A 25765-nucleotide genomic window follows, 5' to 3' on the forward strand; every position below is an offset into this window, starting at 1 on the left:
TTACGAATATGAATAAATTACCAATCAAAAAAGTAGTAGACGGATTATTGAAATTACAGGATACAGGAGAGAGCGCCACACTTCTCGGGATTGGCCCAATGTCATCGAATTTATTGCAGGCTAGCTTTGAGTTGGCAAGGGATTATGATTTCCCCTTGATGTTTATCGCAAGCAGAAATCAGGTTGATGCGGATGAGCTTGGAGGCGGCTATGTCAATGGCTGGGATCAGAAGCGGTTTCATGATGATATCCGCAAAATTGCAAATCAGGTAAGCTTTGACGGTCTGTATTATTTATGCAGAGATCACGGAGGTCCATGGCAGCGTGATAATGAGCGTAATGCGCATCTGTGTGAGGAGGAGGCAATGAAGCTGGCGCGTCAATCCTACCTTGCGGATATTGAAAACGGTTTTGATCTGCTGATGATAGACCCGACGAAGGATCCATTTGAAATCGGAAAGGTAATCCCTCTCGATGTGGTTTTAAAAAGGACGGTAGATTTGATTGCTTATTGTGAAAAGGAACGCACTCGCCTTGGCTTGCCGGAAATCGGTTATGAAGTTGGTACAGAGGAAACAAACGGAGGACTGACATCCACTGAAAAATATCATGAATTTATTGAAAAGCTGGAAAAAGAGCTACAGGCAAAGGGTCTGCCAATGCCAACCTTCATTGTTGGACAGACAGGAACACTGACAAGAAAAACGGAGCAGGTGGGAACCTATCATTTCCAGAATGCATATAATCTGGCTGCCATGGCTAAGAAATACGGTGTAGGGTTAAAGGAGCATAATGCGGATTATCTGGATGATGTAACACTTTTAGAGCACATACCGGCAAATGTGACCGCAAGCAATGTTGCGCCGCAGTATGGTACAGAGGAAACAAGAGCCTATCTGAAGCTGTGTGATGTAGAGGATATTTTGAAAAAGGAAGGGTTGATTGAGAATGCCTCAGATGTGAGAAACACCCTGCTGGTAAAGGCAATCAAAACAGAGCGCTGGAGAAAATGGATGATTGGAGAGCAGCGCAATCTACAGGTGGATGAAATATTGAAGGATAAGGAGTTATCTCTGGATATTCTGGACATTGCGGGTCATTATGCATTCAATGACGCGGATGTAAAACGGGAGCTTGATATCCTGTATGAAAATCTGGCAAAGCATCATATTGACGGACAGCGGTTTGTGATCGATCACATTAAGCGTCCTTTGCAGCAGTATGTGGAATGCTATAACCTGAAGGGGGTTACCAGCAGAATCTGCAAGGTGATCAACTAATATGTGAACTGGAGTCGAATGGAAATTCGGCTCTTTGCCGTATACTTATGGAACGGTGTGAGGGAGAATGACTGATTATACAGTATGAGACTAGCAGAAATTAAACCTTGACGGAAATGTGTTATCTGATACAATCACCATGTAGGTACGTTAACAGTAATCGGGAGGATAGAGAATGAAAGAAATACTAACCCATATATGCTTTGATCTGGATGATACCCTGTATGAACAGCTTGCGCCTTTTCAACACGCACTAAATCAGCTTCACCCAGTGGCACAGGAGAAGCTGCGGGATATTTATAAGAGCTTTCGCAGCCGTAGTAATGAAATGTTTTTCCTGCATCAGAACAAGGAGATTTCATTTGAATGCATGCATATTAAACGCATCCAGCTAGCATTAAAGGACCATGGTATTTTAATAAATGACAAGGAAGCCATGGATTTTCAGACGGCCTATCAAAAGGGTCAGTATGAGATTGCATTAAGCAGCACTATTATAGAGCTACTGGATTATTTGAAAAGCAGAGCTGTGAGAATCAGTGTGATCACAAACGGGCCAAAGGAACATCAGCTGAGAAAAATAAAAAGTCTAGGGTTAAAGAGGTGGGTTGATGAAAAGGATATCATTATTTCATCAGCAGTAGGCTGTTCCAAACCGGACAAACGAATTTTTCATATGGTAAGTGATCATGGTCTGTACGTCGGGGATTCCTATGAAAATGACGTTGTTGGTGGTGTTAATGCAGGCTGGGATGTAATTTGGTTAAATAAATATGGCGGCAGAGATCAACAGCATATAGCCGCTTATATTGTGAAGAATGAGAACGAATTACTGGATAGAATACAATGCTTATATTGACTGAATTTATAGATTCGGTCTTTTTTGTAATTGTTATTAACAGCTAGTAAGGGATTGAATTATATTGTATGCACAGATAAAATTATAACCAGTTGTAAACCTTTTATTTACGGGATATAATAGGCATATAGGAACAGGAGCTGATAGCGTGAGGAATCTGCCAATTGGAATAGAAGATTTTAAAGAGTTGATAGATAAAGATTATTATTATGTGGATAAATCTTTATTTATAGAAGATGTGTTAAAAGAAAAAGTGGCGCTGTATGCACGGCCGCGACGTTTTGGAAAAACCTTAAATATGAGCATGCTCTATTACTTCTTTTCTATCAGACAAACGGAGAATGCTTATCTGTTTAACGAATTGAAAATTTCAAAACATGAGGAAGCAGTACCATATCAGAACCGATATCCAGTAATCTTTTTGTCATTAAAGGATATGAAGGATATATCCTTTCAGGATCAGCTCAATAATTTTCAAATTATTTTAGGTGAGATTATAAGTAAGAATAAGGAACTATTAACCAGTGAATACTTGGATGAAATAGATAGAAATTTATTAAAGCAGTATAAAGCAGGAACAGTAAACAAGGCACAGCTACAGAATGGTTTAAGGTTTTTGAGCATTTGCTTGGAAAAACACTGGCGAAGAAAGGTTATCCTTTTGATAGATGAATACGATGTACCGTTACAGAGTGCTTATCTAAACGGCTATTATGAAGATATGGTGAATTTTATTAGAAATGTATTCAGCACGGCTTTAAAAACAAATGATGCGTTGGAAAAAGGGGTGTTAACTGGCTGTCTGAGAATAGCGAAGGAGTCAACACCGCAGGCGGGCTTTAGCCTTTTCACAGGTCTCAATAATTTCAAAGTGAATTCCATTTTTGATGAAGTGTCCAGACAGAGATTTGGTTTTACGAAAGGTGAAATAGATACGTTGCTTCAGACGTATAATGCTGGGGAATACAAGACTGTGATAAAAGAATGGTACGATGGCTATCAGTTTGGCGGCTGTGATGTGTATAATCCCTGGAGTGTCCTGATGTATATGGATCGTTTACTCAATTCAAGTAGAAAAGAGCCGGAATCTTTCTGGGCGAATACAAGTGGCAATGATATCATTTACCGTTATGTAAAAGGAGCCAATCCAAACATGCGGAATGAATTTGATATTCTGGCATCCGGAGGAACAATTGAAAAGACAATAAAGGATGATATAACCTACAGGGAAATGGATCAAATCAACAATGTATACAGCTTTCTGTTATACACAGGCTATTTAAAGGCTGCACGCTGTATGGATAAAGATAAGCGTATATTTCAGTTGATGATACCAAACAAGGAAATAAAGCGGGTTTATGTATCTATATTTCATGAATGGTTTGAAGAACAGGTAGAGCATAGCGGTGCTTCCTTTATGGAGGCTTTAATGAACGAAGATATAAGACAGGCAAATGATATAGTAAACAATGTCCTGTTCAAATCTATCAGCTATTTTGATTATGATGAAAATTTCTATCACGGTGTTATGGTTGGTATGTTGAGTGACTATCAAACATTATCCAATCAGGAATCAGGCTTAGGGAGGTACGATATTGCTGTGCTTCCGTTATATAACAAAGAAAGAGGATTCGTCTTTGAGCTAAAGATAGCAAAGTGTATGGAAGAACTGGACGATACCGCTAATAAGGCCTGTGAACAGATCAAAGCTATGAAATATATAGAGGGCTTGAATAAAAAAGGATATACAGATATCGTCGGGTATGGAATTGCCTTTTATAAAAAATCCTGTGTGATTGTCAAAGCAGATTCATCGATTTGATTGATGCAGAAAGAAGTCTTATGTTGAGAATGGCGATTAGATAGATGTCGTAATCATTCTCCTTTCATGACCTTTTATAGAACACAAATGTAGTAATAAAAGGCAGGTGTTGAAATTTCCTACACTTGCCTTTTTATCCTATGCCTATGTGAAATCTATCTGCTTTGTATCAGCTATTTGATTTTGTTACATACATCTACTAAAGATTCCATTTCCTCTGTTCTATTATTACGCACCTTGAGATTGTCTAAACGATAGGCTTCATATTTAACAGTATCCTGAGCAGGTAAATTGATTTCCCTTAATCCCTCTCCCCTGTCAAGAAATGCATACAGGTTTTTGCTTTTGTGGTATTTCATAAAAGCAAGGTAGGTTTTTCCAGTCTTTAGCTCCATAGCGGGTTCAAAGGTTGCATAATAATAGCGGTTTTTTCTTTTCTCACGGAACTCCTTAGTTGTTTTCTTATAAAAATCAGGATTTCTAATTTGCTCATATTCATTTATAGGGATAAATCCACCTTCATTTGCGTAAGTATAAACGCTGTTTTCTTCTATGGTGCCATATATTGTTTTATCAACAAGGAATCTTCCATATGTAGTTGGCACTGCTTTGAAAAGTTTCATATCTGCGGAATCTATGCTAATGACTTTTATGATAGCAATATCTGTAGCCGCATCTTTCAATTCCTTTTCATTGCGCGATAAAGTACAGCGCATCAATACATTTATCTCACTATTCTTCCGTATTTCGTCTGAGATATAGGTGTGTGTAGGATATTCAGCTTCCATAGGCTTTACAGATGCTTTATTATCTTTCCATGAGCATCCACTTACTAGCATAAGGAATACAGAAATAAGTATTTTCTTCACGCTGACCTCCTTTTATAGGGTTATCTATTATTTGCTGTACATAAATCTAGAGGTTATTCTTAACGTTAATTTACAAGAATGTATTTATTTATATATTCAGATAAAGATTCATATGCATTTGTATGATTGTTTTTAAGTTTTAAATCATCTAGTAGTAGGGTCTCCTTTTTTACTGATCTTGATTGTATAGGTAAATTGATTTCTCTTAAACCGTTTTCAAAGCCAAGGATTTCATAAGAATTTAAATCATCATGGTACCTCATATAGGCAAGATATGTTTTACCAATTTCCAATTCTATATCATTATTTAGGTAAATCTCATAATATGTATTATTTTTGTCTATGGTAATTCCTGCTTTTTTTCTTAAATATTCTCTTTTAATTATAGCAGTTTCTTCATCATATTTCTCGTATTCAGCAACGGAAACTACACCTCCTGGTCTAGCATAATTTATTGTACTATTTTCTTTTAAATGACCTGATAAAGTTGTATTAATCAGCATTGTGCCATAAGTTGTAGGTATCAAATTTGTGAAATTCATATCTGCAGATGCGATACTTATCACTTTTACAATTGCTATATCCGTTGCCTTTGCATATAATAATTCCGGCGTATATTCATAAAGCATAGAGGCTTCGAAATTTCCTTTTTCTGTATTGCTTTTTATTTTATCTGTAATATAGCTACTTATTTTATGTGATACTATTGACTCTACAGTCTCTTTATTATTAACATTAGATTTATTACTACAACCAGCTATACCAATTAGAGAAAAAAGCATAAAAAGTTTTAAAATTTTTTTCATAATAGTCTCCTCATATTATATTTAATACAAATAATTTATTGTATCATTATCAACTTTTTGAACAGTATTAACTGTGGATACATCAATTTGTGGATACATAATACTAGATTTATTAGATGAATGACTTAATCCAAAAGCATGTCCTTGTTCATGTATCATCACTTTTTTTCTCCATTTTGTAGGAAAATTATTTTTATTAATTCTTATTTCAGTATAAAAATAATTATATGTTGGTCCTTTGTCTTTTTTATTGACTCTCTTTCCATTACCATCCCAAAAAGAGGTATAGGCCAATATATTATTATACATTTCAGCATCTTGAGTTGGTGTTTTGACATAAAAGTCCATATGTGTTGCATAATTTGACGTTACTTTTGTCATATATATTGGATTATCCCAACCAGTATACATCCATTTATTTGCACCATAGTCTATATCTCCAGTATATGCTGATGCAGATGAGTGAATCCAATAACAGGTATTTCCAACACCTCTCGAAAATTTAGCATTGTTTGTCCAATTTGGTGTTCTTGCCATAATAGGACTTCCAGTAATAGCAATTGAGATTAAAGTTAATGAAAATATTGTTGTATAAATTAGTGCTTTTTTCATATTTCCTCCTTTACTCACTAAAAGTGATAGTTTGATTGAATATGCGCCTATTCATTCAAATCATATATTCAATAATCCTGTTTGTAAATAGAAACTGTCCTTCAAATGAATTTAATGTCATTTAAATTCATTTTATTATATGAATCGTAGGATGGTTACATAGAATGCTATTTAATTTTATTTTTAGAATATAAGTTTTTAAATTATATGAAAAAAAAACATATTTCTATTAAACTTAGGTTTATTAGTAGTCTTTAGAAAGTTTTATTTTTTTAATGATATATTTCATTGACAAATAAACTTATATTGTTATATTTACAATAATAGAAATACTATGGGAGGGGCGTATGAAATCAATTAAGATTTTATTTTGTTGTAGTTTAGACAATAAATCCATATTAAAAAAGAAAATTGAATCGTGTTACGAATGCTGTGATATCAAGGTGATAAAAAAGGAAGAATTTGATTTAAATGTAAAGTATGAAGCATATTTTTTTGAAGTTGATTCACATGATACATCAGGTTTTGAGAAAGCAAAATATATCAGAAAAAAATATAATAATCCTCTTATTATTTTCATATCATCAAGTATAGAATTAGCTTTAACTGGTTATAAATATAACGCATTTCGTTTTTTAATGATTGAAAAACTCAAAGAAGATCTACCTTTAATATTAAATGATATAAAAAAATTCTATGAATTTTCAAATCGCTTCATTGGTGTTAAGGATAAGAAAAATCAAGTTATTCCCCTATACTTTAAGGATATAGTATTTTTAATATCCGAGGGAAACTATATTGATATACATACAGAAGATAATATTTTTCGAAAGCGATGCAATGTGAAATACTTTCTAGGTATTTGTGGCAATGAGATATTTATATATATAGAAAAAGGTATTCTTATCAATATGAGATATGTGAGAGATTTTAACAGGTTGACGGGAGAGTTAACAATTAAAAGTGGTATGCATATGAGCGTAAGAAAAAAATTTAAAGAGAATTTTATTAGAGAGTGGAACAGATTAAAAAGTGGGCGTAACATATTTAAAGTTTTGCCTGAATAGTATTATTTCTAAAAAGTTTTCAGATTTTTTTAATAATGAGAAATTGTTTGTCAGCGAATATTTTGATGAAATAGATAAACTATCATAAAAACATTATAACAGAACAGTGAATAAGGCACAGCATGATAAAAACAGGAGATGACCTATTTTATAAAAAAGTTTCTATATTAAATTTTATATAGTATATGTAAACAGACTATATTGCAGAGTCTGTTTTTATTTGTCTATCTTATCCCATTTCAATGCTCCTCGTGCTTTTCATCGGATGAACACTGTAGTAAAATTAGTATTAGGTTGACCGGCTTATCGTATGAATATAGAGATAAAATCATATATAAAATAAGGTGATGAAATGAAAGAGAAAATGACAAAGGATCAGAAAAGGCAACAGCTCAGGGAGCGCAATACACCCCCGCATTTGAGTGTCCTGGAGGAAGTCGGCAATGCGGTTACACATGGTGTTGGAGCTGTCGTGGCATTGGTTGGAATGATTTTGCTGCTTCTGAAATCAAACAGCAGTGAGAAAATAATCGCTGCTCTGATTTTTGGCGGTAGCATGTTTCTTTTGATGCTGATGAGCTGTTTATATCATGCTTTTAAAAGTGATACAAAGGTAAAACGATTATGGCGCAGATTTGATTACACCTCTATTTATTTTTTAATCAACGGAACCTTTGCACCGATCTGTCTTGTTTTTGCGGATAGCAGGTGGGCTTTGGTATTGTTTGCTGTGCAATGGCTGCTGGCAATCACCGGTATTGTTATGATTATGATATACGGTCCTGGCAAATGGCCGGCTCTGCATTATACGCTGTATTTCCTAATCGGATGGAGCGGTATATGCTTCCTGCCTGATCTTTACCAGCATAACCAGCCGCTGCTTTACATGATTTTACTGGGAGGAGTTGTATATACTGCCGGTATGATTCCATTCTCTAAGCATTATAAAGGCTCGCATTTTCTATGGCATCTGTTTGTACTGGCTGGAGCGCTGCTGCACTGGATCGGTATATATTTTTTCCTGTATTGAAAGTAAAATCATATGTTATATAAATGAAAACAAGCAACGGATGTAAGAGGCTATCTCAGATATCTTAAAAAGAAAAGCAGTGAATGCTTTGGCATGATTCTTTCTCGACACCGATATATGAAAATCGTGAAATACAAAATAATAATGCTTATCAACCCTTTTGTATCTCATATCTCCCAATGTCTGAAAATGAGAAGGAGTCATATGCAGCGCGCTGCTTTTTATATCCCATAGGCGTATGGAAAGCATCTTTTTTACAAACAGCTTTTGTCTGCTAGGATACAGAATTTTTAACCGATGATGAAAAGCGCTGTGAGCATAACCAACATGATATATTTAGTATTTATAGCAGTATAGAAATCGTTTCATTCACATACTATATAGGAATCCCGGCACTTTGTAAGTCAACAGAATAAAGATTTTTGTGTCATACATAATATATAGGAAAGCACTTGAAAAAGGTGGTGAAAAAATGCACAAAAGGGGGAAAAAGCAGGGGGTTCATGGTATAATAATAGCAACGTGGCCAGAATTTATACAATTCATTTGAATTGTCTGACTACTGTTGGAACGGATTATGGTAATCTATATCCGTATTGATTATGTAAGGAGATTATTATGCTGAAAGTCTTACAACATCCTCTGATTACGCACAAGCTGACACAGATGCGTAAGAAGGAAACCGGAACCAAGGATTTCCGCCAGAATCTGGATGAAATCGCCGGCCTGATGGCTTACGAAATTTCCAGAGATTTCCCGCTTCAGCCAGTCGAAATTGATACGCCTGTCGCAAGGACTACTACCTATGAGCTTGCGAAGGAAATCGTGCTGGTACCGATTCTTCGTGCAGGGCTTGGTATGGTGAATGGAATCTGTGATTTGATCCCTACCGTCAAGATTGCACATGTGGGGCTGTACCGTGATGAAGAAACACTGGAGCCTCATACATATTTTGAAAAGTATCCCAAGGAAGTAAAGGATGCCATCGTCATGATCGTCGATCCGATGCTGGCAACCGGAGGTAGTGCGATTGCTGCTATTGACATGGTGAAAAAGCAGGGGGCGAAAAATATCCGCCTTGTATGCCTGGTCGGAGCACCGGAAGGTGTAAAGGCCGTGGAGAAAGCACATCCGGAAGTGGATATTTATCTTGCGGCACTGGATGAAAAACTGAATGAAAAAGGGTATATCGTACCTGGACTTGGAGATGCAGGAGACCGTATTTTCGGTACGAAGTAGTCATGAAGGAAGCATACCGGGCAATGCGGCTAATGTTTACCATGGCACTTGCCTGTGGCGCAGCAGTATGGATCGGAGCCTGGCTGGATGATGTCTTTCATACCTCGCCATGGTGCCTTTTGATACTGTTAGCCTATGCCATCATCTCCAGTCTGTATCTGATGATTCGAAAGCTGGGTGATGATCATGAATGAAACAAGGAAAATGGGAATGGAGATTCGCATTATCACACTGCTGCTCTGTGCAGCGGGCTGCGTGATCTGCATCATCCTGTTTCCGGGAGCGTGGAAGCAGGGAGTCATGGGTATTCTGATTGGTTCCTTAACCGGCATTATGGGCTTCAACATGATTCAGAACATGGTAGGCCGTATTGACGGGGAGCTCGCGGATATCAAATCCCGAGCATTTCGCTCCTATACGCGAAGGTATATGCTATATGCGCTTATCTTTGCTCTCAGTGCCATTGCAGGGGCGCATATCGCGGCTCTGCTGGTGGGAATGCTGCTGCATAAATGCAGTATTCTGATTTACAGCTGGAAACACAGAAAGGAGGATGAGTAGTGGACGATAAATTTGACGGAATCGTTCTGACACTGTTTGGACACAACATCGAATTTCAGCAATCGGTTATCAACTGGCTGATTCTCTGTGTGCTGTTTTCCATATTCTTTATCTGGGCCGGCAAGAAATTTGAAAAAGCCGATGTCCGCAAGGCACCGTCGGGAATACTTCTGGTAGTGGAAATGATTACCGGACTGTGTACTAGTATTATCGGTGATAATCTGAAGCATGAAACGAAGCATTATCTGCCATTTCTCGGTACACTGACGATGATGATGGCTGTCAGTAATCTGCTGGGACTTCTCGGTCTGCAGCCGCCGACATCCAATCTGAGCTTTAATGTTACGCTGGCACTGATGATGTTTCTGACGATTCAGTACAACGGTATCAGAAAGGGCGGACTGGGAGCGCGTCTGAAGGAACTGACAGAGCCCATGTGGCTGCTTACACCATTGAATGTGATTGGTGAGCTGGCACTTCCGATTTCGCTTTCCATGCGTCTGTTTGGAAACATTTTGGCAGGCTCGATTATTATGCTGCTGGTGTATACGATGATGCGGGGCTTTCTCCCATTCGGAGTACTCGGCTATATCGCAACGCCGTTTCTGCATGCGTATTTTGATGTTTTCTCAGGTCTGATACAGACCTATATCTTCTTCACGCTGGCAAGCTTCTTCCTAAGCGAACAGGTTGCCCCGGAAGAATAATAAACCATTTTAAAATAGTGTGAAATAAGTTATGAAAAAATAGTTGGTTCATAACGGAACGCCATAGGTATTTTATACAGGAGGAAAAAAATTATGGAATTCAATGAATATTTTGTACAGGGTATGGCACTGTTAGGTGCAGGTATTGCTATGATCGCCGGTTTAGGGCCTGGTATTGGACAGGGTATCGCAGCCAGCAAGGGTGCGGAAAGCGTTGGACGTAATCCGGATGCTGCAGGTAAGGTACGTTCCATCATGGTGCTTGGTATCGCCCTGGCCGAGACAACAGGTATCTATGCATTGATCGTTGCCTTGATTCTAATCTTCATGAAAGGGTAATGTCATTCATCATGAAGCTAGGAAGAAAGGAGGTATTCGCATAGTATGGATTTTGATATAAATGCCTATCTGCGGCTGAATCCGATGGATATGATCATGGTCTGTATTTCTACGCTGATCATTATTGCAGTCGCAAAGCATTTCTTCTGGGATAAGGTGCTTGCCTATCTCGATGCACGCAAGGCTGCCATTCAGGCGGACATTGATGCAGGAACGCAAAGCAGAGAAGCAGGCGAGCAGTATAAACGTCAGTATGAAGAACAGATGGCAAATGCCAGAGGCGAGGCACATGAGATACTGGAAAGTGCCAAAGCCAATGCCGTTCAGGAAAAACGTGAAATTCTGGCAGCCGCAAGAGGGGAAGCCGAAGCGGTGAAGGAAAAAGCACGAAAGGATATCGAGCGCGAGAAGGTACAGGCGCGCGCGGAAATGAAGGATGCCATTGTGGATGTGGCGTTTGAAGCCGCAAAACAGATTGTAAATAAAGAGCTGGATGAGAGCACACACAAGCAGTATGTGGATGATTTCATCGAGCATGCAGGTGATGAGACATGGCAGGCATAGCAGCAAAAAGCTACAGTGATGCGCTGTTTGCACTTGCACAGGAAGAACAGAAGCTGGATGTATTTAAGGCAGATGTATGCATGATGGATGAACAGCTAAAGGCTTATCCTGATTTCATGCGGGTGCTGACACATCCCAAGATTCACAAGGAAGAAAAAAAACAGACCCTAACGTCTGTATTCGGCAGTGAGGTTGACCACATGGTTTTGAACTTCGCAAAGCTGCTGATTGATAAAAGCCGTTTTCAGAATTTTCACGATATTACGAGAGAATTTGTAAAGCAGTACAATGAGGTTCATAATATCGAAGTGGCATATGTCCGTTCAGCGAAGAAGCTGGATGATGCGGAAATCAGCCGTCTAAAATCCATGCTGGAGAAGAAGCTTTCAAAAACGGTGGAATTAAAAATACAGGAGGATCCGGATCTGCTTGCGGGTTTACGCATCAAGATCAATGATATGGTTCTGGATAATACAGCCAGAAGCCGTATGGATAATCTGAAACAGCTGGCACAGAGTGAATCTGTGCAGGAAAGTTAGAGGTGAATGCGAGTGAGCTTAAAGCCAGAAGAAATAAGTAAGCTGATCAAGGATCAGATTCGCAGATATGATGAGGATCTGGAAATCGATGAGACTGGTACGATTATCACCGTTGGTGATGGTATTGCCCTGATCTACGGTTTACAGAATGCAATGGCCGGTGAGCTGCTTCGTTTCCCTGGAGATGTTTATGGTATGGTACTGAACCTGGAGGAGGAGCACGTCGGTGCTGTTCTGATGGGGGATGACTCCAACATCCGTGAAGGAGACGAAGTAAAACGTACCGGACGTATCGTTGAGGTTCCCGTTGGGGACGGTATGCTGGGCCGTGTTGTCAATGCACTGGGACAGGCAATCGACGGAGGAGAACCAATCAAGAGTGATAAATTCCGTCCGGTTGAGCGTGTGGCACCAGGTGTTATGACACGAAAAAGTGTACATCAGCCAATCCAGACCGGATTGAAAATCATCGACTCCATGATTCCTATCGGCCGCGGACAGCGTGAGCTGATTATCGGTGACCGCCAGACCGGAAAAACAGCGATTGCCATTGATACCATTATCAACCAGAAGGAAAACAATGTAAAATGTATCTATGTTGCCATTGGTCAGAAGGCCAGTACGGTAGCGCAGATTGTTGAGAAGCTTCGTTCTCACGGTGCTATGGAATATACGACGATCGTATCCTCCACGGCGAGTGAACCGGCTCCTCTGCAGTATATCGCACCGTATGCAGGCTGTGCTATCGGTGAGGAATGGATGGAAAACGGAGACGATGTGCTGATCGTTTATGACGATTTAAGTAAGCATGCCGTTGCCTACCGTACCATGTCCCTGCTGCTGAAGCGTCCACCGGGACGTGAGGCATATCCGGGAGATGTCTTCTATCTGCATTCCCGTCTGCTGGAGCGTGCGGCGAAGCTGAATGATGAGCTTGGTGCGGGAAGTCTGACGGCCCTGCCAATCATTGAAACGCAGGCCGGAGATATTTCCGCCTATATTCCGACAAATGTTATTTCCATCACGGATGGACAGATTTTCCTACAGACGGAGCTGTTCAACAGTGGTGTGCGTCCTGCCGTGGACAGCGGTTTGTCCGTATCCCGTGTAGGTAGTGCGGCACAGATCAAGGCAATGAAGCAGGTGAGCGGTTCTTTGAAGCTGGAGCTGGCTCAGTTCCGTGAAATGCAGGCCTTTGCGAAATTCGGAAGTGATTTGGATGCGGCTACGACAGAAACGCTGGCTCATGGTGAGCGTCTGACAAAGCTGTTGATTCAGAATCAGTATGATCCGCTTCCGGTAACCCATCAGGTACTCTCTCTGTTTGCGGCAAAGAATAAATTCCTGAAGCCGGTTAAGGTTGAGGATGTTCAGCTGTATGAAAAAGAAATGCTGAAATATATGGAACGCAATCATGCGGATATCCTTGCAGAGATTGCAAAGAAACAGGCGCTGGATGATGAATTGAATGCAAAGATTACAGCTGCTTTACAGGCGTTTGCTTCTGAATTTAAGAATATGATAGAAGGATAATGTATGGCAGCAGGTAAACTGGAGATCAAGGCGCGCATCCGCTCTGTCGAATCAACAAAGAAGATCACAAAAGCGATGCAGCTGGTTGCCACCAGTAAACTGAAGAAACAGAAACAGTACATGGAAGAAAACCGGGAATATGCACATTATCTGAAAGAAACGGTGCAGGAAATCCTGTCTTCCATTGAGCATTCCAGACATCCGTATCTGCAGAAGCAGGAGGGAAAGCCGTATACCATCGTTTTCACCAGCGATATGGGCTTATGCGGCGGCTATAATGCCAATATCTTCCGTATGCTGCAGCAAGAAATCGGCAATGATGGTGACTTTGTTATCATCGGAGCGCGAGGAGCCGGATGGATCCACAATAAGGATTTCCATGTCACACAGGTGGAAACGGATCTGGAAGAGGACTGTTACAGTGAGCTGGCCGGTGTAGCTGACCATGCATTGGAACTGTACCGCAAACAGGAAATATCCCAAATACGCATTTTATATACACATTTTGTTAATTCCGTGACCTTTGAGCCGAAGCTGGTTACTCTGCTTCCGGTGGAAAAGGAAGAACGTGAAAAGACGACAACTGCAGAAACCATCTTTGAACCTGCAGGTGACCGGATTCTGGACACCCTGGTTCCGATGTATGTACGTTCTCTGCTGTACAGCTACTTCCTGGAAACGAAAACAAGTGAACAGGCAAGCAGACGTATGGCGATGGAGAGTGCTACAGATAATGCAGAGGAGTTGAAGGAAACTCTTGAATTACAATTCAACCAGGCTAGACAGGCCGCAATTACCCAGGAAATAACGGAAATTGTCGGCGGTGTCAACGCCATGGAATGAAAGGAGCAGCCATGAGTAAGAATACAGGAAAAATCGTACAGGTCATTGGCCCGGTAGTCGATGTTGCATTTGAAAACGGAGAATTGCCACAGCTTTTGACCGCTATTGAAATTCCTCTGAAAGACAGTGAATCTCTGATTGTCGAAGTTGCTCAGCATATCGGTGATGAACGCGTCCGCTGTATCGCCATGGGTGGTACAGACGGTCTGGTTCGCGGAATGGAAGCCATTGATACAGGATCAGCGATCCGTGTACCGGTTGGTAAGGAAATTCTGGGAAGAATGTTTAATGTCCTCGGACGTGAAATAGATGGTCTGGGACCTGTTGGAACGGATAATACACTGCCGATTCACAGACAGGCACCGGGCTTTGAGGAGCAGCAGACATCCGCAGAAATGCTGGAAACAGGAATTAAGGTCATTGACCTGCTTTGCCCATATTCCAAGGGTGGTAAGATTGGTTTGTTTGGCGGTGCGGGAGTAGGAAAAACCGTACTGATCCAGGAGCTGATTCACAATATCGCCAAGGAACATGGTGGAATGTCCGTCGTTACCGGTGTCGGGGAGAGAACCCGTGAAGGAAATGACATGTATCATGAAATGAAGGACAGCGGTGTCCTGGATAAGACCGTACTGGTTTACGGACAGATGAATGAATCTCCGGGTGCCAGAATGCGTGTTGGTCTGACAGGTCTTACGATGGCGGAATACTTCCGTGATCATGACCATCAGGACGTGCTGCTGTTCATCGACAATATCTTCCGTTTTACCCAGGCAGGTAGTGAAGTAAGCGCCCTGCTGGGACGTATGCCGAGTGCCGTTGGATATCAGCCGACCCTTGCGACAGAAATGGGACAGCTGCAGGAGCGTATCACATCGACAAAGGATGGTTCCATCACATCTGTACAGGCGATCTATGTGCCTGCGGATGATTTGACAGACCCTGCTCCGGCTACTGCCTTTACGCATCTGGACGCGAAAACCGTGCTGGATCGTGATATCGCAGCGCTGGGTATTTATCCGGCCGTTGATCCATTGGAATCCAGCTCTCGTATCCTGGATCCGCTGGTTGTCGGAGAAGAGCATTACGAGGTAGCCCGTGGCGTGCAGACCATTCTGCAGCGCTATAAGGAGCTGCAGGATATCATTGCCATTCTGGGTATGGACGAGCTGAGTGAAGAAGACAAGATCATTGTCAATCGTGCCCGCCGTGTCCGTAACTTCCTGTCACAGCCGTTCCATGTTGCGGAGGTATTCTCCGGAATCAAGGGCTGCTATGTGTCCCGTGAGGATACGGTACGCAGCTTTAAGGAGCTGCTTGCCGGAAAATATGATGAGCTTCCGGAGCAGGCCTTCATGTTCGCTTCAACGATTGAAGAAGTTGTCGAGAAAGCCAAGGCTCTGGAACACTGAGTATGATCAAAATCAAGATCATTACGCCGCTGGGTCTTTATAAGGAAGGCGAGGTCGGCGGCGTGCATGTGCGGACGGTGGAAGGTGAAACGACCATTCTTCCCAACCACATGCCAATCGTTGCAATGCTGACAACATGCAAATGTTCTCTTATGGAAGGCAATGAATATAAGGATTATGCGATTGCCGGCGGACTGCTTCAGTTTGCGGACAATGAGATGCGTATTCTTGCGGATGCAATCGAAGGCCGTGAGGAAATTGATATTGAGCGTGCAAGACGCGCAAAGCAGCGCGCGGAGGAACGTTTGAAAAAGCTGGACAACCGTACCAGCATTAAGCGTGCTGAGGTGGCACTGGCAAAGGCAATCAACCGTATCAGGGTATATGGTGGATAAGCTTTCAACATATAACAGGGATATCAGATTTATATTCTGGTATCTTTTTTTCTATTTCATAGAACGCTTAAAGCTACCGCATATGAAAAAGCCTGTGATACATGACCACAGGCATACGTATTACAAAACGTTATACCGCTTTACTTCTTATTGCGCAGTCTCAACTTATCAAAGCCGATTTGAATAAGCACGATCAGTAAGCTGATCAGCATATTTTCAAGAGATGATGAGCGGTTGAAAAGCATCATGATAAACACGATAACCGTATATTCAATTAAGTAAATTTTTCCATTCATAATAGTTTTATCTCCCTGGAAATGCAACTCATGTTCCTTTTTATTTACGCAACTGCTGTATCATAGGTGTTAGGATACAGCGTAATCATCATATAACAGATTTCATCATCACTGATTTCTATTTCAAAGGCTTCCTCAATCGACTTGATATGCGTTCGTATTTTCTGGAAAATGTCCTTATTCTTTTCCAGATAAGGAATCTTGTGGTCAAATATGATGGTTTTATTCGCAATGATACGCTCTATCATAAATCCGATATGAATAATGAGTGAGAAGCCGGTGGAAGCTCTGTTTTTTTCATCGTAATTCAAATCCGTAAAGAGACTGTTTAAAAATTCTGTAGAAACCTTTTGTACAGCTAGCGGATTCACATACATGACATGCTGGGCAAGGAAGCCGGCAGCTTCTTCTGCATTCTGATCGACCCTTTTGTTTTTGACCGGATGAACACCGGCACCGGTCTTATTTAGAAATTTTATAAAATTCTCCTTTTTATCATCCGTTACCAGCTCAGAGATATGAAAGAACGGGACATCCACATCCATATGCACATTCCCTATCACGGCAACTAAGTTATAATTGTTTGCAATTTCCTGATATGCATCCTGCTTCTTTTGCAGCTCCTCATTACTCAAAGCAAAAACATGTATATAACCAAGTGAATTTTCCTTCAAAATCTCTTCAATCATGTTTTTAAAAGCAATGCTGGTACCCCGTCCGGAGGAACAGGCCGAAATGATGGCAGGCTCCTTTTCCGATGTCGCAAAGGCCGGTTCAAAACGGTTTTTAATCAGATATTCATTATAGGTCAGATCAATATGCTCATTACGGTTAAGCATAATATGTGCAAAATCCCATGCGATTGCTGTGGATACATTGGGAATCGTGTGAGTGGGAATCCCGGTATCCCTGGTCAGCTTATGACCAAAATCAAGTAGGGAGCCCATATCCGCAAGGATCATAACACCCTTTTTAAGCTGCAGACTTTCGATTTCCTCCACAAACAGCTGATAGCTCTGATTTACATCCTGTGTCAGCGGCATGTCGAAGGCTTTTACAAAATCAGTATGCAGCAGCCGGTTGCACACCTCTGCGATACTGGAGGCTGTATTACCGTGCGCAAGAATATAAAGAGCAGCCTTTGAAGAATTATCGGTTACAATATCACTTGTAATATTTTTTATCAGCAGCTGAAAGAATTTTTTCTCATCAGTTGGCAGCCGCAGCGAAAATTTGCTTTCGATTTTATCAATCATATCATCGACGATTGCTTCCCCGGTCTTCGCAGGGACAGAGCTGGTTTCCGTAAGCTTTATCTTTCGCAGACGGTCAATGAGAAACTTTAAATGAAATGCCAGGACTAGGATGCTCTGTTCCGTGATTTTGACAGATAAACGGTTTTGAATTTCCTTCATGACCTCAAGTGAGAAATCAACGATACGCGGTTCAATAATCTTATACAGCTCGTCCTTATTTATGGTTTTGAAATACATACTGTTAAGTATTTCATCATAATAAGAGGACACTGCAGAGGAAATACGGATTGCGACCTCATCACTTGTCAGACCCTGCTTGGAATAATTGCGTATTTCTTCAATCAGACTGTAATACGCCTCCTCATTCAGCACTTTTTCCTTGACATTTGAGATTTCATTTGATGGCGTGATTACCAGATCGTAGTTGTAATTTTCATAATTATCCGTGAATGTATAACCGATTTTCCTGTATTTTTTATAGGCCTCCCGTATGTTGTCCGAAAGGAACACATAGGGTACCTTAATTTCACCAAATTCCTTCGTTTTACTTTCCAGGAAGGAACGTGCACACAGAATTTTTATTTCAGAAGCAAGCTGTCCTATATTTTCTGTAAAGTCATATAACGTAATAGCCTTAACGATATCAGCATCGATAATATAGGTTCGCTGTGTTATGATTGCCTCCTTGGAAAAGAGATGCTCCATGATTTTTAATTTTTCCTGTAAAGGACGTTCTCTGAGCGGAGGTAGATTGATGGTGAGCGGAATCCTGCGCTTGAAGGTTTTCAGCAGTACATCATTCGGATTTTCTGTGGTAGCACCAATGATGAGAATATCAGCTTTTCGTATGGTGTTTGCTTCCCCCATTTTCCGATACTGTCCGGTATCCATGAGATAAAACAGCAGCTCCTGTCCTTCTGGAGGAAGCCGGTGAATTTCATCCAGAAACAGAATTCCGTGATTTGCTTTTTCCACAAGTCCCTCTGTTTCCTGATCAGCTCCGGTGAAGGCTCCACGGATATGTCCGAACAGCTGTGATAAGAGCAGCTGCGGATTGTGATAATAATCTGCACAGTTGAACTCCACAAAGGGATATTCCTTTTCACTTACTCCCTTGATTTTACGTCCATACTCATACATCGTATGTGCAAACAGTGTTTTTCCTGTACCGCTTTCTCCGGTGATCAGCGTATGCAATCCCTTTGGCGGATATAGAATCGCAGATTGAGCCTGTTTGATTTGCAGGGACTGACTGCCGTCAAAGCCGATCATGACAGAGAATGAATCCGATGTATCCTGATCCTTTCTGAAAAAGATTTCTTTTATTTCCTCATTTGTATACACCTGTTTTTCTGGAGTGAAATGTAATTCCCTTTGTAAGATAGCAACGGGTATGAATAAGACCGGTCTTGTTTCTATTTTGATAAACAAGCCGTCCTTCACCGCCGCGTTTAAAATGGTACTGACGGTTGATCTGTACGTGTTAAAATGTTCAGCGACTTCCTTTGCGGTTATTCCAAAAGCCTCTTTTTTCTGAATCCTGTTTTCCAGATATTCTTTTGTGATGACAGAATAGATATAATCGTATAATTCCTGCTCAGACATATCTACACCTCTTTTCTTTTTTATATACGTAATCTGACATGGCTTGTATATGACTTGGATGCTATACGTACACAGTCAGACCAGGTGCTTATGAAGCATATGTGTACTTATACAGGCAAACATGTACAGTACGAAACGTAAGCGCTTATGATCCATTGGTGTAAGCAATGGTTATTTTCAGTAATATAGGGAAAATCTTAACCCTCTGTGAAAAGGAATACAAGGGATTGTTCCCTTACGGCAGTTATGCAAAGACTAGGTAAAGCTATGACAGCAGCTCAACCAGGGCAGTGATGATTTCCTTAGGCGTTGAGGAAGCCTTGATTTTTTCCATGGACTCCTTTTCTGAAAACATATCAACCAGCTTTTGAAGAATGGTAAGCTGATGCTCTGCGCCGTTGACTGCCAATGTGAAGGTAATATTTACCGGTACTGTTTCATTGTCAGAGCCCATCAGAATAAAGTCTACCGGGTTTTTCAGCTTTGTGACGATAATGGCTGATTTTTCCACAGTATCTCGTTCAATAGGATGGGGAATCGCCACCTTCATAACCTCTGTCGGAAGGGCTGTCGGATATAGCTTTTCTCTTTTGATGACTGCCTCCGCAAAGCCCTTCTTTACATACCCCTTTTGATATGCATCTTCCCCGATTTTTCTGATGGCATCCTCAAAGTCCTCAGCTTCAAGCTCCATCTGTATCAAATCTTCAAATAATAAATCCTTTATATTGTATTTTTCCATAATTGAATACCTCCCGCTTTAGTAAAAAGCAAAAATCTTGCCAATTTATGAAAGCATACGCAGATTCTGTTACAATTCAGCTTTTTATAAGGAAAAAGCCTTGTTTGTACAAGTGCATTTCCGCAAATAGAACCAATGATCAATACACTTTCTGCGGATAACATACTGTGGCGGTTTATGATACCATAAGATATGGAAAACAGTTACAATCAGAGTTTCGAAGAATGAAAATACAGTGTCATGCAAGCTGCATCATGCATGGGTTTGAACGCTTCAGGCAGTAAATGAAATAATAAAACACAGGTTGTAAGTGCATCTTCTTTTTAATTTGTTTGGAATATATGACAGTCTCAGTGTCATAAATCTCAAGTAAAATTATAGCATAGAAATACGTAAAGAAATATGAAAAAAATATTTGTCGTTATTTGTCGATGGAATATAAATCAGCTGCTGTCTATATGAGGCCGTATGTCTATATAAGGAAGTGTTTTGGCGGATACAGCCTGTTGGACGCAAAATACAGGAAGGCTTGCACAATCCTTTCTGCCTGGCAATTCGTAAACAAAGGTAAAAAATGGAGCTGTTCACTATAATTGGCAACATTTTTGCTTTAATAAATAAGCGTAAAGAACCTGCAAAGGTTAGAAAGGAGAATAAGATGAAAACTATTATCGTTGCTTGTGGAGGTGGTATCGCTACTTCAGCTACCTGCGCTACAAAAATCAATATGGCGCTGGAAGAACGCGGACTCAGCAATCTGGCAAAAGCAGAGGCTGTCGATATCAAATCACTGGATAATTTCATCAAAACGGCGGATGTATATGTATCCATCACCCCGATGCGCGGTGTGGTACAAAATTACGATATCCCTGTAATCAGCGGTATTCCGCTGCTGACAGGAATGGGTAAGGATGCTTGCATTGATGAAATCGTTAAGGCATTAAAGTAAAAGAAAAGAAGAGGAGAAAAAAATTATGGAAATGTTAGCTTCAGTATTCCAGGGTCTGCTAGACTTGGGCGCTGCCGTATTCTTACCAATCGTGTTATTCATTATTGGTATCATCGTTGGAATGAAACCGGGCAAGGCGTTCTCATCCGCATTGACCTTAGGTGTTGCATTTATCGGTATCAACCTGCTGATCGGGTATATGGGGGATACCGTTGGGGCTGCTTTTACAACTATCGTTGAGGGGTCAGATAGTACGTTAAAGTATATTGATATGGGATGGGCGCCTGCGCTGGGACTTGCCTGGCAATGGCAGTATGCATTCCTGATGTTCCCGATACAGATAGCAATCAATGTTGTCATGCTGCTGTTTGGATGGACAAACTGTCTGAACGTCGATATGTGGAATGTCGGAAATAAAGTATTTACAGCCTTCCTGGTAACCTGTGCTTGCAACAATGTCATCATCGGCTTTATCGTTGCGGTTGTTCAGATTATCGCAGAATTGAAAAACGCAGATTACACCAAGTATCAGATTATGGAGCTTACCGGTGTTCCATCCGTTGGTATGCCGCACTGTATGTTCCTGAGCAATATCTTCTTCTATCCGATTGCAAATATCCTGGATAAGATTATGCCAAATACCAAGCCATGGAATGCACAGGAAATCCGTAACAAAATCGGTATTTTCGGTGAAAATCATGTATTGGGCTTTATCATGGGTACGGTTATCGGTCTGGCAGCCGGACAGGGCTCCGGTGCACTGCTGCTTGGTGTGCAGGCCGGTACAGCACTGACTTTATTCCCAATGGTATCCAAGCTGTTTATGACAGCACTGACACCGATTTCCGATGCTGCCAGCGAATGGGTGAAAAAGAAATTCCCTGGACGTGAGCTGATTATCGGACTTGACTGGCCAATCCTAGCAGGTAACTCTGAAATCTGGGTCGCAATTATTCTGACAATTCCTGTTGCTTTGATTTTCTCTCTGGTATTGCCTGGAAATACTGCACTCGTTCTTGGAAATCTGATGAATGTATGCGTATGCGCACCGTTATTCCTTGCAATGAAGGGTGATATTCTGAAAATGTGTATCGTTTCCTGGATCTGGTGTCCAATTCTGAGCTATGCTGCATCTGTTATGGGACCACTGCTGACAAGTCTTGCAAATACAGCAGGAACCTACAATACGGATATCACATGGTGGGGCTGCGATATCGCAGAAATTCGTTTCGCAATCTATGAAGCGGCATCCGGCAATATGATTGGTATTCTTGCCTGTGTCGGTGTGGTCGTACTGGGTGTACTCTATTTCCTGAAATGGGCACCTGCAAGAGAAAAGGCCGCAAAGGAACGTCTGGAATCCGGTCAGTAAACACGTAAACTTATCCTAAAAGCCTGTATTTATATGATAAAACCGTATGATGAGCTGCTTCATTCATCATACGGAGGGCTTTTACGGGAACACCGTTTTACAATAAGACAAGAAGCAAAGAAAATGAGGTGAGCGTATGAGCAGATTTCAACAATTCTGGTGGTATATAGGTGTTTGTATGACGACTGTCGCACTTCTATTCTCAGTGTTTACCAGAAATTGGGTATTGGCTGTTCTGTGTGCATTTTCTACAGCGATGCTGAGAAAATTAAATGATAAGGTCGAGCTTCCTAAAGTTTATACCGAGCGCGGTATCAAAAATGAATGGTTTACTCCAAGGAGAGGTCGGGAATGAAAAAGATAATAAATGATCCAAATTGTGTAGTGGATGAAATGCTGAAAGGGATTGAAATATCAAATCCGGATGTCTTTTATGACAGAGAGGGCGTTGTCATTGCACGGAAAAAGAAAAGTGACAAGGTAGGTCTTGTATCCGGAGGCGGCAGCGGTCATGAACCGGCACATGCCGGCTATGTCGGCTATGGGATGCTGGATGCCGCAGTGAGTGGAAATGTATTTGCTTCCCCTTCACCGGACCGTGTTTTAAAGGGTATCCAGCTTGCGGATACGGGACATGGTGTACTGCTGATTATTAAAAATTATGCCGGTGATATTATGAACTTTGAAATTGCAGAGGAGCTGGCAGGGTTTGAAGGTATCACAGTCGATCACGTTGTGGTAAAGGACGATGTTGCTGTTGCGGACAGTGATGAAGCAACCGGACGGCGTGGTATTGCCGGCACGGTATTCGTACACAAAATTGCCGGTGCGAAAGCAGAACAGGGAGCTGAGCTGTCGGAGGTAAAGCGTGTCGCTGAAAAAACAATAGAAAATGTCAGAAGCTTTGGTGTTTCTCTTTCCTCCTGTACGATTCCTGCTGTCGGTACTCCCGGCTTCAGCATTGCGGAAGACCAGATGGAGATCGGTATGGGAATTCACGGAGAAGCCGGAATTGAAAAGACCACATTGAAAGCCTCAAAGGAAATTGCAGAAATCGTTGTAGATAAAATCCTGGCAGATAAGGATTACGGTGACAGTGAGGTTGCAGTCATGATCAATGGACTAGGGGCTACACCTTTGATGGAATTATACATTCTGGCAAACGATGTGAATGATGTTTTAACGGATAGGGGATTAAAGCCGGTAAAGTATTATGTAGGAAATTATATGACGGCAATAGAAATGGCGGGGGCCTCCTGCAGTATTCTGAAGCTGGATGATGAGCTGAAGGAGCTGCTGCTGAGTCCAAGTAATACACCGGCATTAAAGGAGATCGGAACATGGGATTTCAAATAGATACAAAGGATTTTATTGCATATTTTGAACAGACCAAAAAGGTGATTGCAGGACAGAGAGAATATGTAACGGAGCTGGATTCCACGACAGGGGATGGCGATCACTGGGTGAATATCAACATGGGCTTTGAAAAAATAACAGCCTTATCTCAGGAATTGGAAACCATGGATCTGGCTGCGATGTTTAAAAAGGTGGGTATGACCATGTATTCTGCCGTGGGAGGCTCCTCGGGAGCATTGTATGGCAGTGGATATATGGCAGCTTCCAGATACTGTACGGGAAAGGACTATCTGGATGTGCATTCTCTGTATGAGATGTATGAGGCTATGCTTCAGGAAATCATGAAGCGTGGAAAGACAGAGCCGGGTCAGAAAACGATGCTGGATGCTCTATCACAGGCATTGCTTGCCTATAAGGCAGCGCTGGATGCACAGGCTGATGAAAAGGAAGTTATCACAAGCTTTATAGAAGGTGCTAAACAGGGCGCTGAAAGCACAAGAGATATGGAAGCAGTTAAGGGCAGAGCAAGCTATCGGACAGATAAGGGTGTCGGGCATTTGGATCCCGGTGCTGTAACGATGGCTATGCAGCTGGAAAGTATGGGAACTATCATTTTGGAGAAATTAAAATAAATACAGGAGGGTAATATCGTATGTTAATGAAGAAAATACAGTTTTATGCACCCGGAGATATCCGTGTAGAGCAGGCAGAGGTTCCGACACCAGGCAAGGGTGAAATCGTTATTAAAAATGAAGTGACACTGACGTGTGGTACGGATGTAAAGACATATAAGAGAGGCTATCGCTATGAACCGCCATTCGGTATGGGACATGAGGCGAGTGGTATTGTATATGCCATCGGTGAAGGTGTTACCAAATTTAAGGTAGGAGACCGTGTTGTTGCACATAACTCTGCTTCCTGCGGAAAGTGCTACTATTGTAAAAAGGGACAGGAGTCCATGTGTGTGGATCTGATTCAGAACCAGTTTACCAACGGAGCCTATGCGGAATATCAGCTGATTCCGGAACGAATTGTGAATCTGAATACCTTCCTGATTCCGGAGGATATGTCCTACAAGCAGGCTGCACTTCTGGAACCACTTGCTTGTGCCTTGTACGGTACGGAAATGACTAACTTCGATCTTGGTGATTATGTATGTGTAAACGGCTGCGGACCAATCGGATTGATGTTTGTTCGTATGTGCGTATTGCGTGGTGCACATGTCATCGCCTGTGATATGACAGCAGAACGACTGGCACTTGCAAAGAAGCTGGGTGCACAGGAAGTCATCAATATTAAAGAACTGAATGGAAAGGATCAGGCACAGGCTGTTAAGGATTTGACACCGGATGCCCGTGGTGTAGATGCTGCCATTGAAGCTGCAGGCTTACCTGAGGTTTGGCAGATTGCTCTGCGTATGGCTCGTCCTGGTGGAGAGGTATTGTTCTTCGGCGGAACGAAAAAAGGTCTGGAGGTACCGGTGGATACAACACTGGTTCACTATTCTCAGCTAACGATGAAGGGAGTATTCCATACAACGCCGCAGCATGTAAATGCAGCCTTTGAAATGCTGAAAATGGGCGCAATCAAAGCAGAGGATTTTGTGCAGAATGAATATACGATTGAGGATACGGAAAAGGCAATCGTAGAGCATGCCAGCGGTAAGGTTATCAAAAACTGTATCGTCTACAAATAAGCTCTGTATAAATTGT

The 25765-nt window shown here is 41.4% G+C and carries 27 protein-coding genes; 22 read left to right on the top strand and 5 right to left on the bottom strand.

Annotated elements, in window-relative coordinates:
* Positions 1-8 precede the first annotated feature (8 nt).
* From GKZ87_01100 to GKZ87_01110, 3 genes are all read left to right on the top strand, one after another.
* Positions 9-1280: a sugar-phosphate kinase gene (locus GKZ87_01100; protein ID QSI24194.1), complete on the top strand. Its 1272-nt coding sequence runs from the start codon at positions 9-11 to the stop codon at positions 1278-1280.
* A 175-nt stretch (positions 1281-1455) separates the two neighbouring features.
* Complete coding sequence (locus GKZ87_01105; protein QSI24195.1) at positions 1456-2139, top strand: HAD-IA family hydrolase; 684 nt, start codon at positions 1456-1458, stop codon at positions 2137-2139.
* A gap of 148 nt (positions 2140-2287) precedes the next feature.
* A complete protein-coding gene (locus tag GKZ87_01110; GenBank protein ID QSI24196.1) occupies positions 2288-3961 on the top strand; it encodes an AAA family ATPase in 1674 nt (557 codons plus the stop codon).
* Positions 3962-4134: 173 nt separating this feature from the next.
* On the opposite strand, the gene GKZ87_01115 is transcribed toward GKZ87_01110, so the two are convergent.
* The 3 genes from GKZ87_01115 to GKZ87_01125 all read right to left on the bottom strand — a co-directional run bounded on the left by GKZ87_01115 (position 4135) and on the right by GKZ87_01125 (position 6248).
* Positions 4135-4830, bottom strand: a complete 696-nt coding sequence (locus GKZ87_01115) for a hypothetical protein (protein ID QSI24197.1) — start codon at positions 4828-4830, stop codon at positions 4135-4137.
* A 65-nt stretch (positions 4831-4895) separates the two neighbouring features.
* Entirely contained in the window at positions 4896-5636 is a 741-nt protein-coding gene (locus tag GKZ87_01120; protein ID QSI24198.1) for a hypothetical protein, read from the bottom strand.
* Between the two features lie 21 nt (positions 5637-5657).
* Positions 5658-6248: a matrixin family metalloprotease gene (locus tag GKZ87_01125; GenBank protein ID QSI24199.1), complete on the bottom strand. Its 591-nt coding sequence runs from the start codon at positions 6246-6248 to the stop codon at positions 5658-5660.
* A gap of 347 nt (positions 6249-6595) precedes the next feature.
* On the opposite strand from GKZ87_01125, the gene GKZ87_01130 reads away from it, so the two are divergent.
* From GKZ87_01130 to atpC, 13 genes are all read left to right on the top strand, one after another.
* The gene (locus GKZ87_01130; protein QSI24200.1) at positions 6596-7315 is read left to right on the top strand and encodes a hypothetical protein; all 720 of its coding nucleotides are present in this window, start codon (positions 6596-6598) and stop codon (positions 7313-7315) included.
* 352 nt (positions 7316-7667) lie between these two features.
* On the top strand, positions 7668-8345 hold the full coding sequence (locus GKZ87_01135) for a hypothetical protein (GenBank protein QSI24201.1): 678 nt from the start codon (positions 7668-7670) through the stop codon (positions 8343-8345).
* 618 nt (positions 8346-8963) lie between these two features.
* Positions 8964-9584 carry a uracil phosphoribosyltransferase gene (locus tag GKZ87_01140; GenBank protein ID QSI24202.1) on the top strand — a complete coding sequence of 207 codons (621 nt, stop codon included), beginning with the start codon at positions 8964-8966 and terminating at the stop codon, positions 9582-9584.
* Positions 9585-9586: 2 nt separating this feature from the next.
* Entirely contained in the window at positions 9587-9778 is a 192-nt protein-coding gene (locus GKZ87_01145) for a hypothetical protein (GenBank protein ID QSI24203.1), read from the top strand.
* Positions 9779-9794: 16 nt separating this feature from the next.
* A complete protein-coding gene (locus GKZ87_01150) occupies positions 9795-10145 on the top strand; it encodes a hypothetical protein (GenBank protein QSI27844.1) in 351 nt (116 codons plus the stop codon).
* A complete protein-coding gene (gene atpB, locus GKZ87_01155) occupies positions 10145-10852 on the top strand; it encodes a F0F1 ATP synthase subunit A (protein QSI24204.1) in 708 nt (235 codons plus the stop codon). The genes GKZ87_01150 and atpB overlap by 1 nt, the downstream gene beginning before the upstream one ends.
* Positions 10853-10945: 93 nt before the next feature.
* A complete protein-coding gene (gene atpE, locus GKZ87_01160) occupies positions 10946-11191 on the top strand; it encodes an ATP synthase F0 subunit C (GenBank protein QSI24205.1) in 246 nt (81 codons plus the stop codon).
* Positions 11192-11236: 45 nt separating this feature from the next.
* Complete coding sequence (gene atpF / locus GKZ87_01165) at positions 11237-11755, top strand: F0F1 ATP synthase subunit B (GenBank protein ID QSI24206.1); 519 nt, start codon at positions 11237-11239, stop codon at positions 11753-11755.
* Positions 11743-12294, top strand: a complete 552-nt coding sequence (atpH, locus tag GKZ87_01170; GenBank protein QSI24207.1) for an ATP synthase F1 subunit delta — start codon at positions 11743-11745, stop codon at positions 12292-12294. The genes atpF and atpH overlap by 13 nt, the downstream gene beginning before the upstream one ends.
* 12 nt (positions 12295-12306) lie before the next feature.
* Positions 12307-13827: a F0F1 ATP synthase subunit alpha gene (locus GKZ87_01175; protein QSI27845.1), complete on the top strand. Its 1521-nt coding sequence runs from the start codon at positions 12307-12309 to the stop codon at positions 13825-13827.
* A 3-nt stretch (positions 13828-13830) separates the two neighbouring features.
* The gene (gene atpG, locus GKZ87_01180; GenBank protein QSI24208.1) at positions 13831-14670 is read left to right on the top strand and encodes an ATP synthase F1 subunit gamma; all 840 of its coding nucleotides are present in this window, start codon (positions 13831-13833) and stop codon (positions 14668-14670) included.
* An 11-nt stretch (positions 14671-14681) separates the two neighbouring features.
* Complete coding sequence (atpD, locus tag GKZ87_01185; GenBank protein ID QSI24209.1) at positions 14682-16082, top strand: F0F1 ATP synthase subunit beta; 1401 nt, start codon at positions 14682-14684, stop codon at positions 16080-16082.
* 2 nt (positions 16083-16084) lie between these two features.
* A complete protein-coding gene (gene atpC / locus GKZ87_01190; protein QSI24210.1) occupies positions 16085-16477 on the top strand; it encodes an ATP synthase F1 subunit epsilon in 393 nt (130 codons plus the stop codon).
* A 340-nt stretch (positions 16478-16817) separates the two neighbouring features.
* On the opposite strand, the gene GKZ87_01195 is transcribed toward atpC, so the two are convergent.
* Together GKZ87_01195 and GKZ87_01200 are read right to left on the bottom strand one after the other, a co-directional pair.
* Entirely contained in the window at positions 16818-19634 is a 2817-nt protein-coding gene (locus GKZ87_01195; GenBank protein QSI24211.1) for a PRD domain-containing protein, read from the bottom strand.
* A gap of 265 nt (positions 19635-19899) precedes the next feature.
* Complete coding sequence (locus GKZ87_01200) at positions 19900-20376, bottom strand: PTS sugar transporter subunit IIA (protein ID QSI24212.1); 477 nt, start codon at positions 20374-20376, stop codon at positions 19900-19902.
* Between the two features lie 658 nt (positions 20377-21034).
* Between GKZ87_01200 and GKZ87_01205 the strand changes: the two genes are divergently transcribed.
* The 6 genes from GKZ87_01205 to GKZ87_01230 all read left to right on the top strand — a co-directional run bounded on the left by GKZ87_01205 (position 21035) and on the right by GKZ87_01230 (position 25749).
* Entirely contained in the window at positions 21035-21325 is a 291-nt protein-coding gene (locus GKZ87_01205) for a PTS galactitol transporter subunit IIB (protein QSI24213.1), read from the top strand.
* A gap of 25 nt (positions 21326-21350) precedes the next feature.
* Positions 21351-22697, top strand: coding sequence for a PTS galactitol transporter subunit IIC (locus GKZ87_01210; GenBank protein ID QSI24214.1), 1347 nt, complete (start codon positions 21351-21353; stop codon positions 22695-22697).
* 136 nt (positions 22698-22833) lie between these two features.
* Positions 22834-23052 (top strand): hypothetical protein, encoded by a 219-nt coding sequence (locus GKZ87_01215; GenBank protein QSI24215.1) that lies wholly within the window; start codon positions 22834-22836, stop codon positions 23050-23052.
* A complete protein-coding gene (gene dhaK, locus GKZ87_01220; protein QSI24216.1) occupies positions 23049-24053 on the top strand; it encodes a dihydroxyacetone kinase subunit DhaK in 1005 nt (334 codons plus the stop codon). The genes GKZ87_01215 and dhaK overlap by 4 nt, the downstream gene beginning before the upstream one ends.
* Positions 24038-24685, top strand: coding sequence for a dihydroxyacetone kinase subunit L (dhaL, locus tag GKZ87_01225; protein ID QSI24217.1), 648 nt, complete (start codon positions 24038-24040; stop codon positions 24683-24685). The genes dhaK and dhaL overlap by 16 nt, the downstream gene beginning before the upstream one ends.
* A 20-nt stretch (positions 24686-24705) precedes the next feature.
* Positions 24706-25749, top strand: coding sequence for a zinc-binding dehydrogenase (locus GKZ87_01230; GenBank protein QSI24218.1), 1044 nt, complete (start codon positions 24706-24708; stop codon positions 25747-25749).
* The last annotated feature ends 16 nt before the right edge of the window (positions 25750-25765 follow it).

This window comes from Erysipelotrichaceae bacterium 66202529, from assembly GCA_017161075.1.
Taxonomy (GTDB): Bacteria; Bacillota_I; Bacilli_A; order Erysipelotrichales; family Erysipelotrichaceae; genus Clostridium_AQ.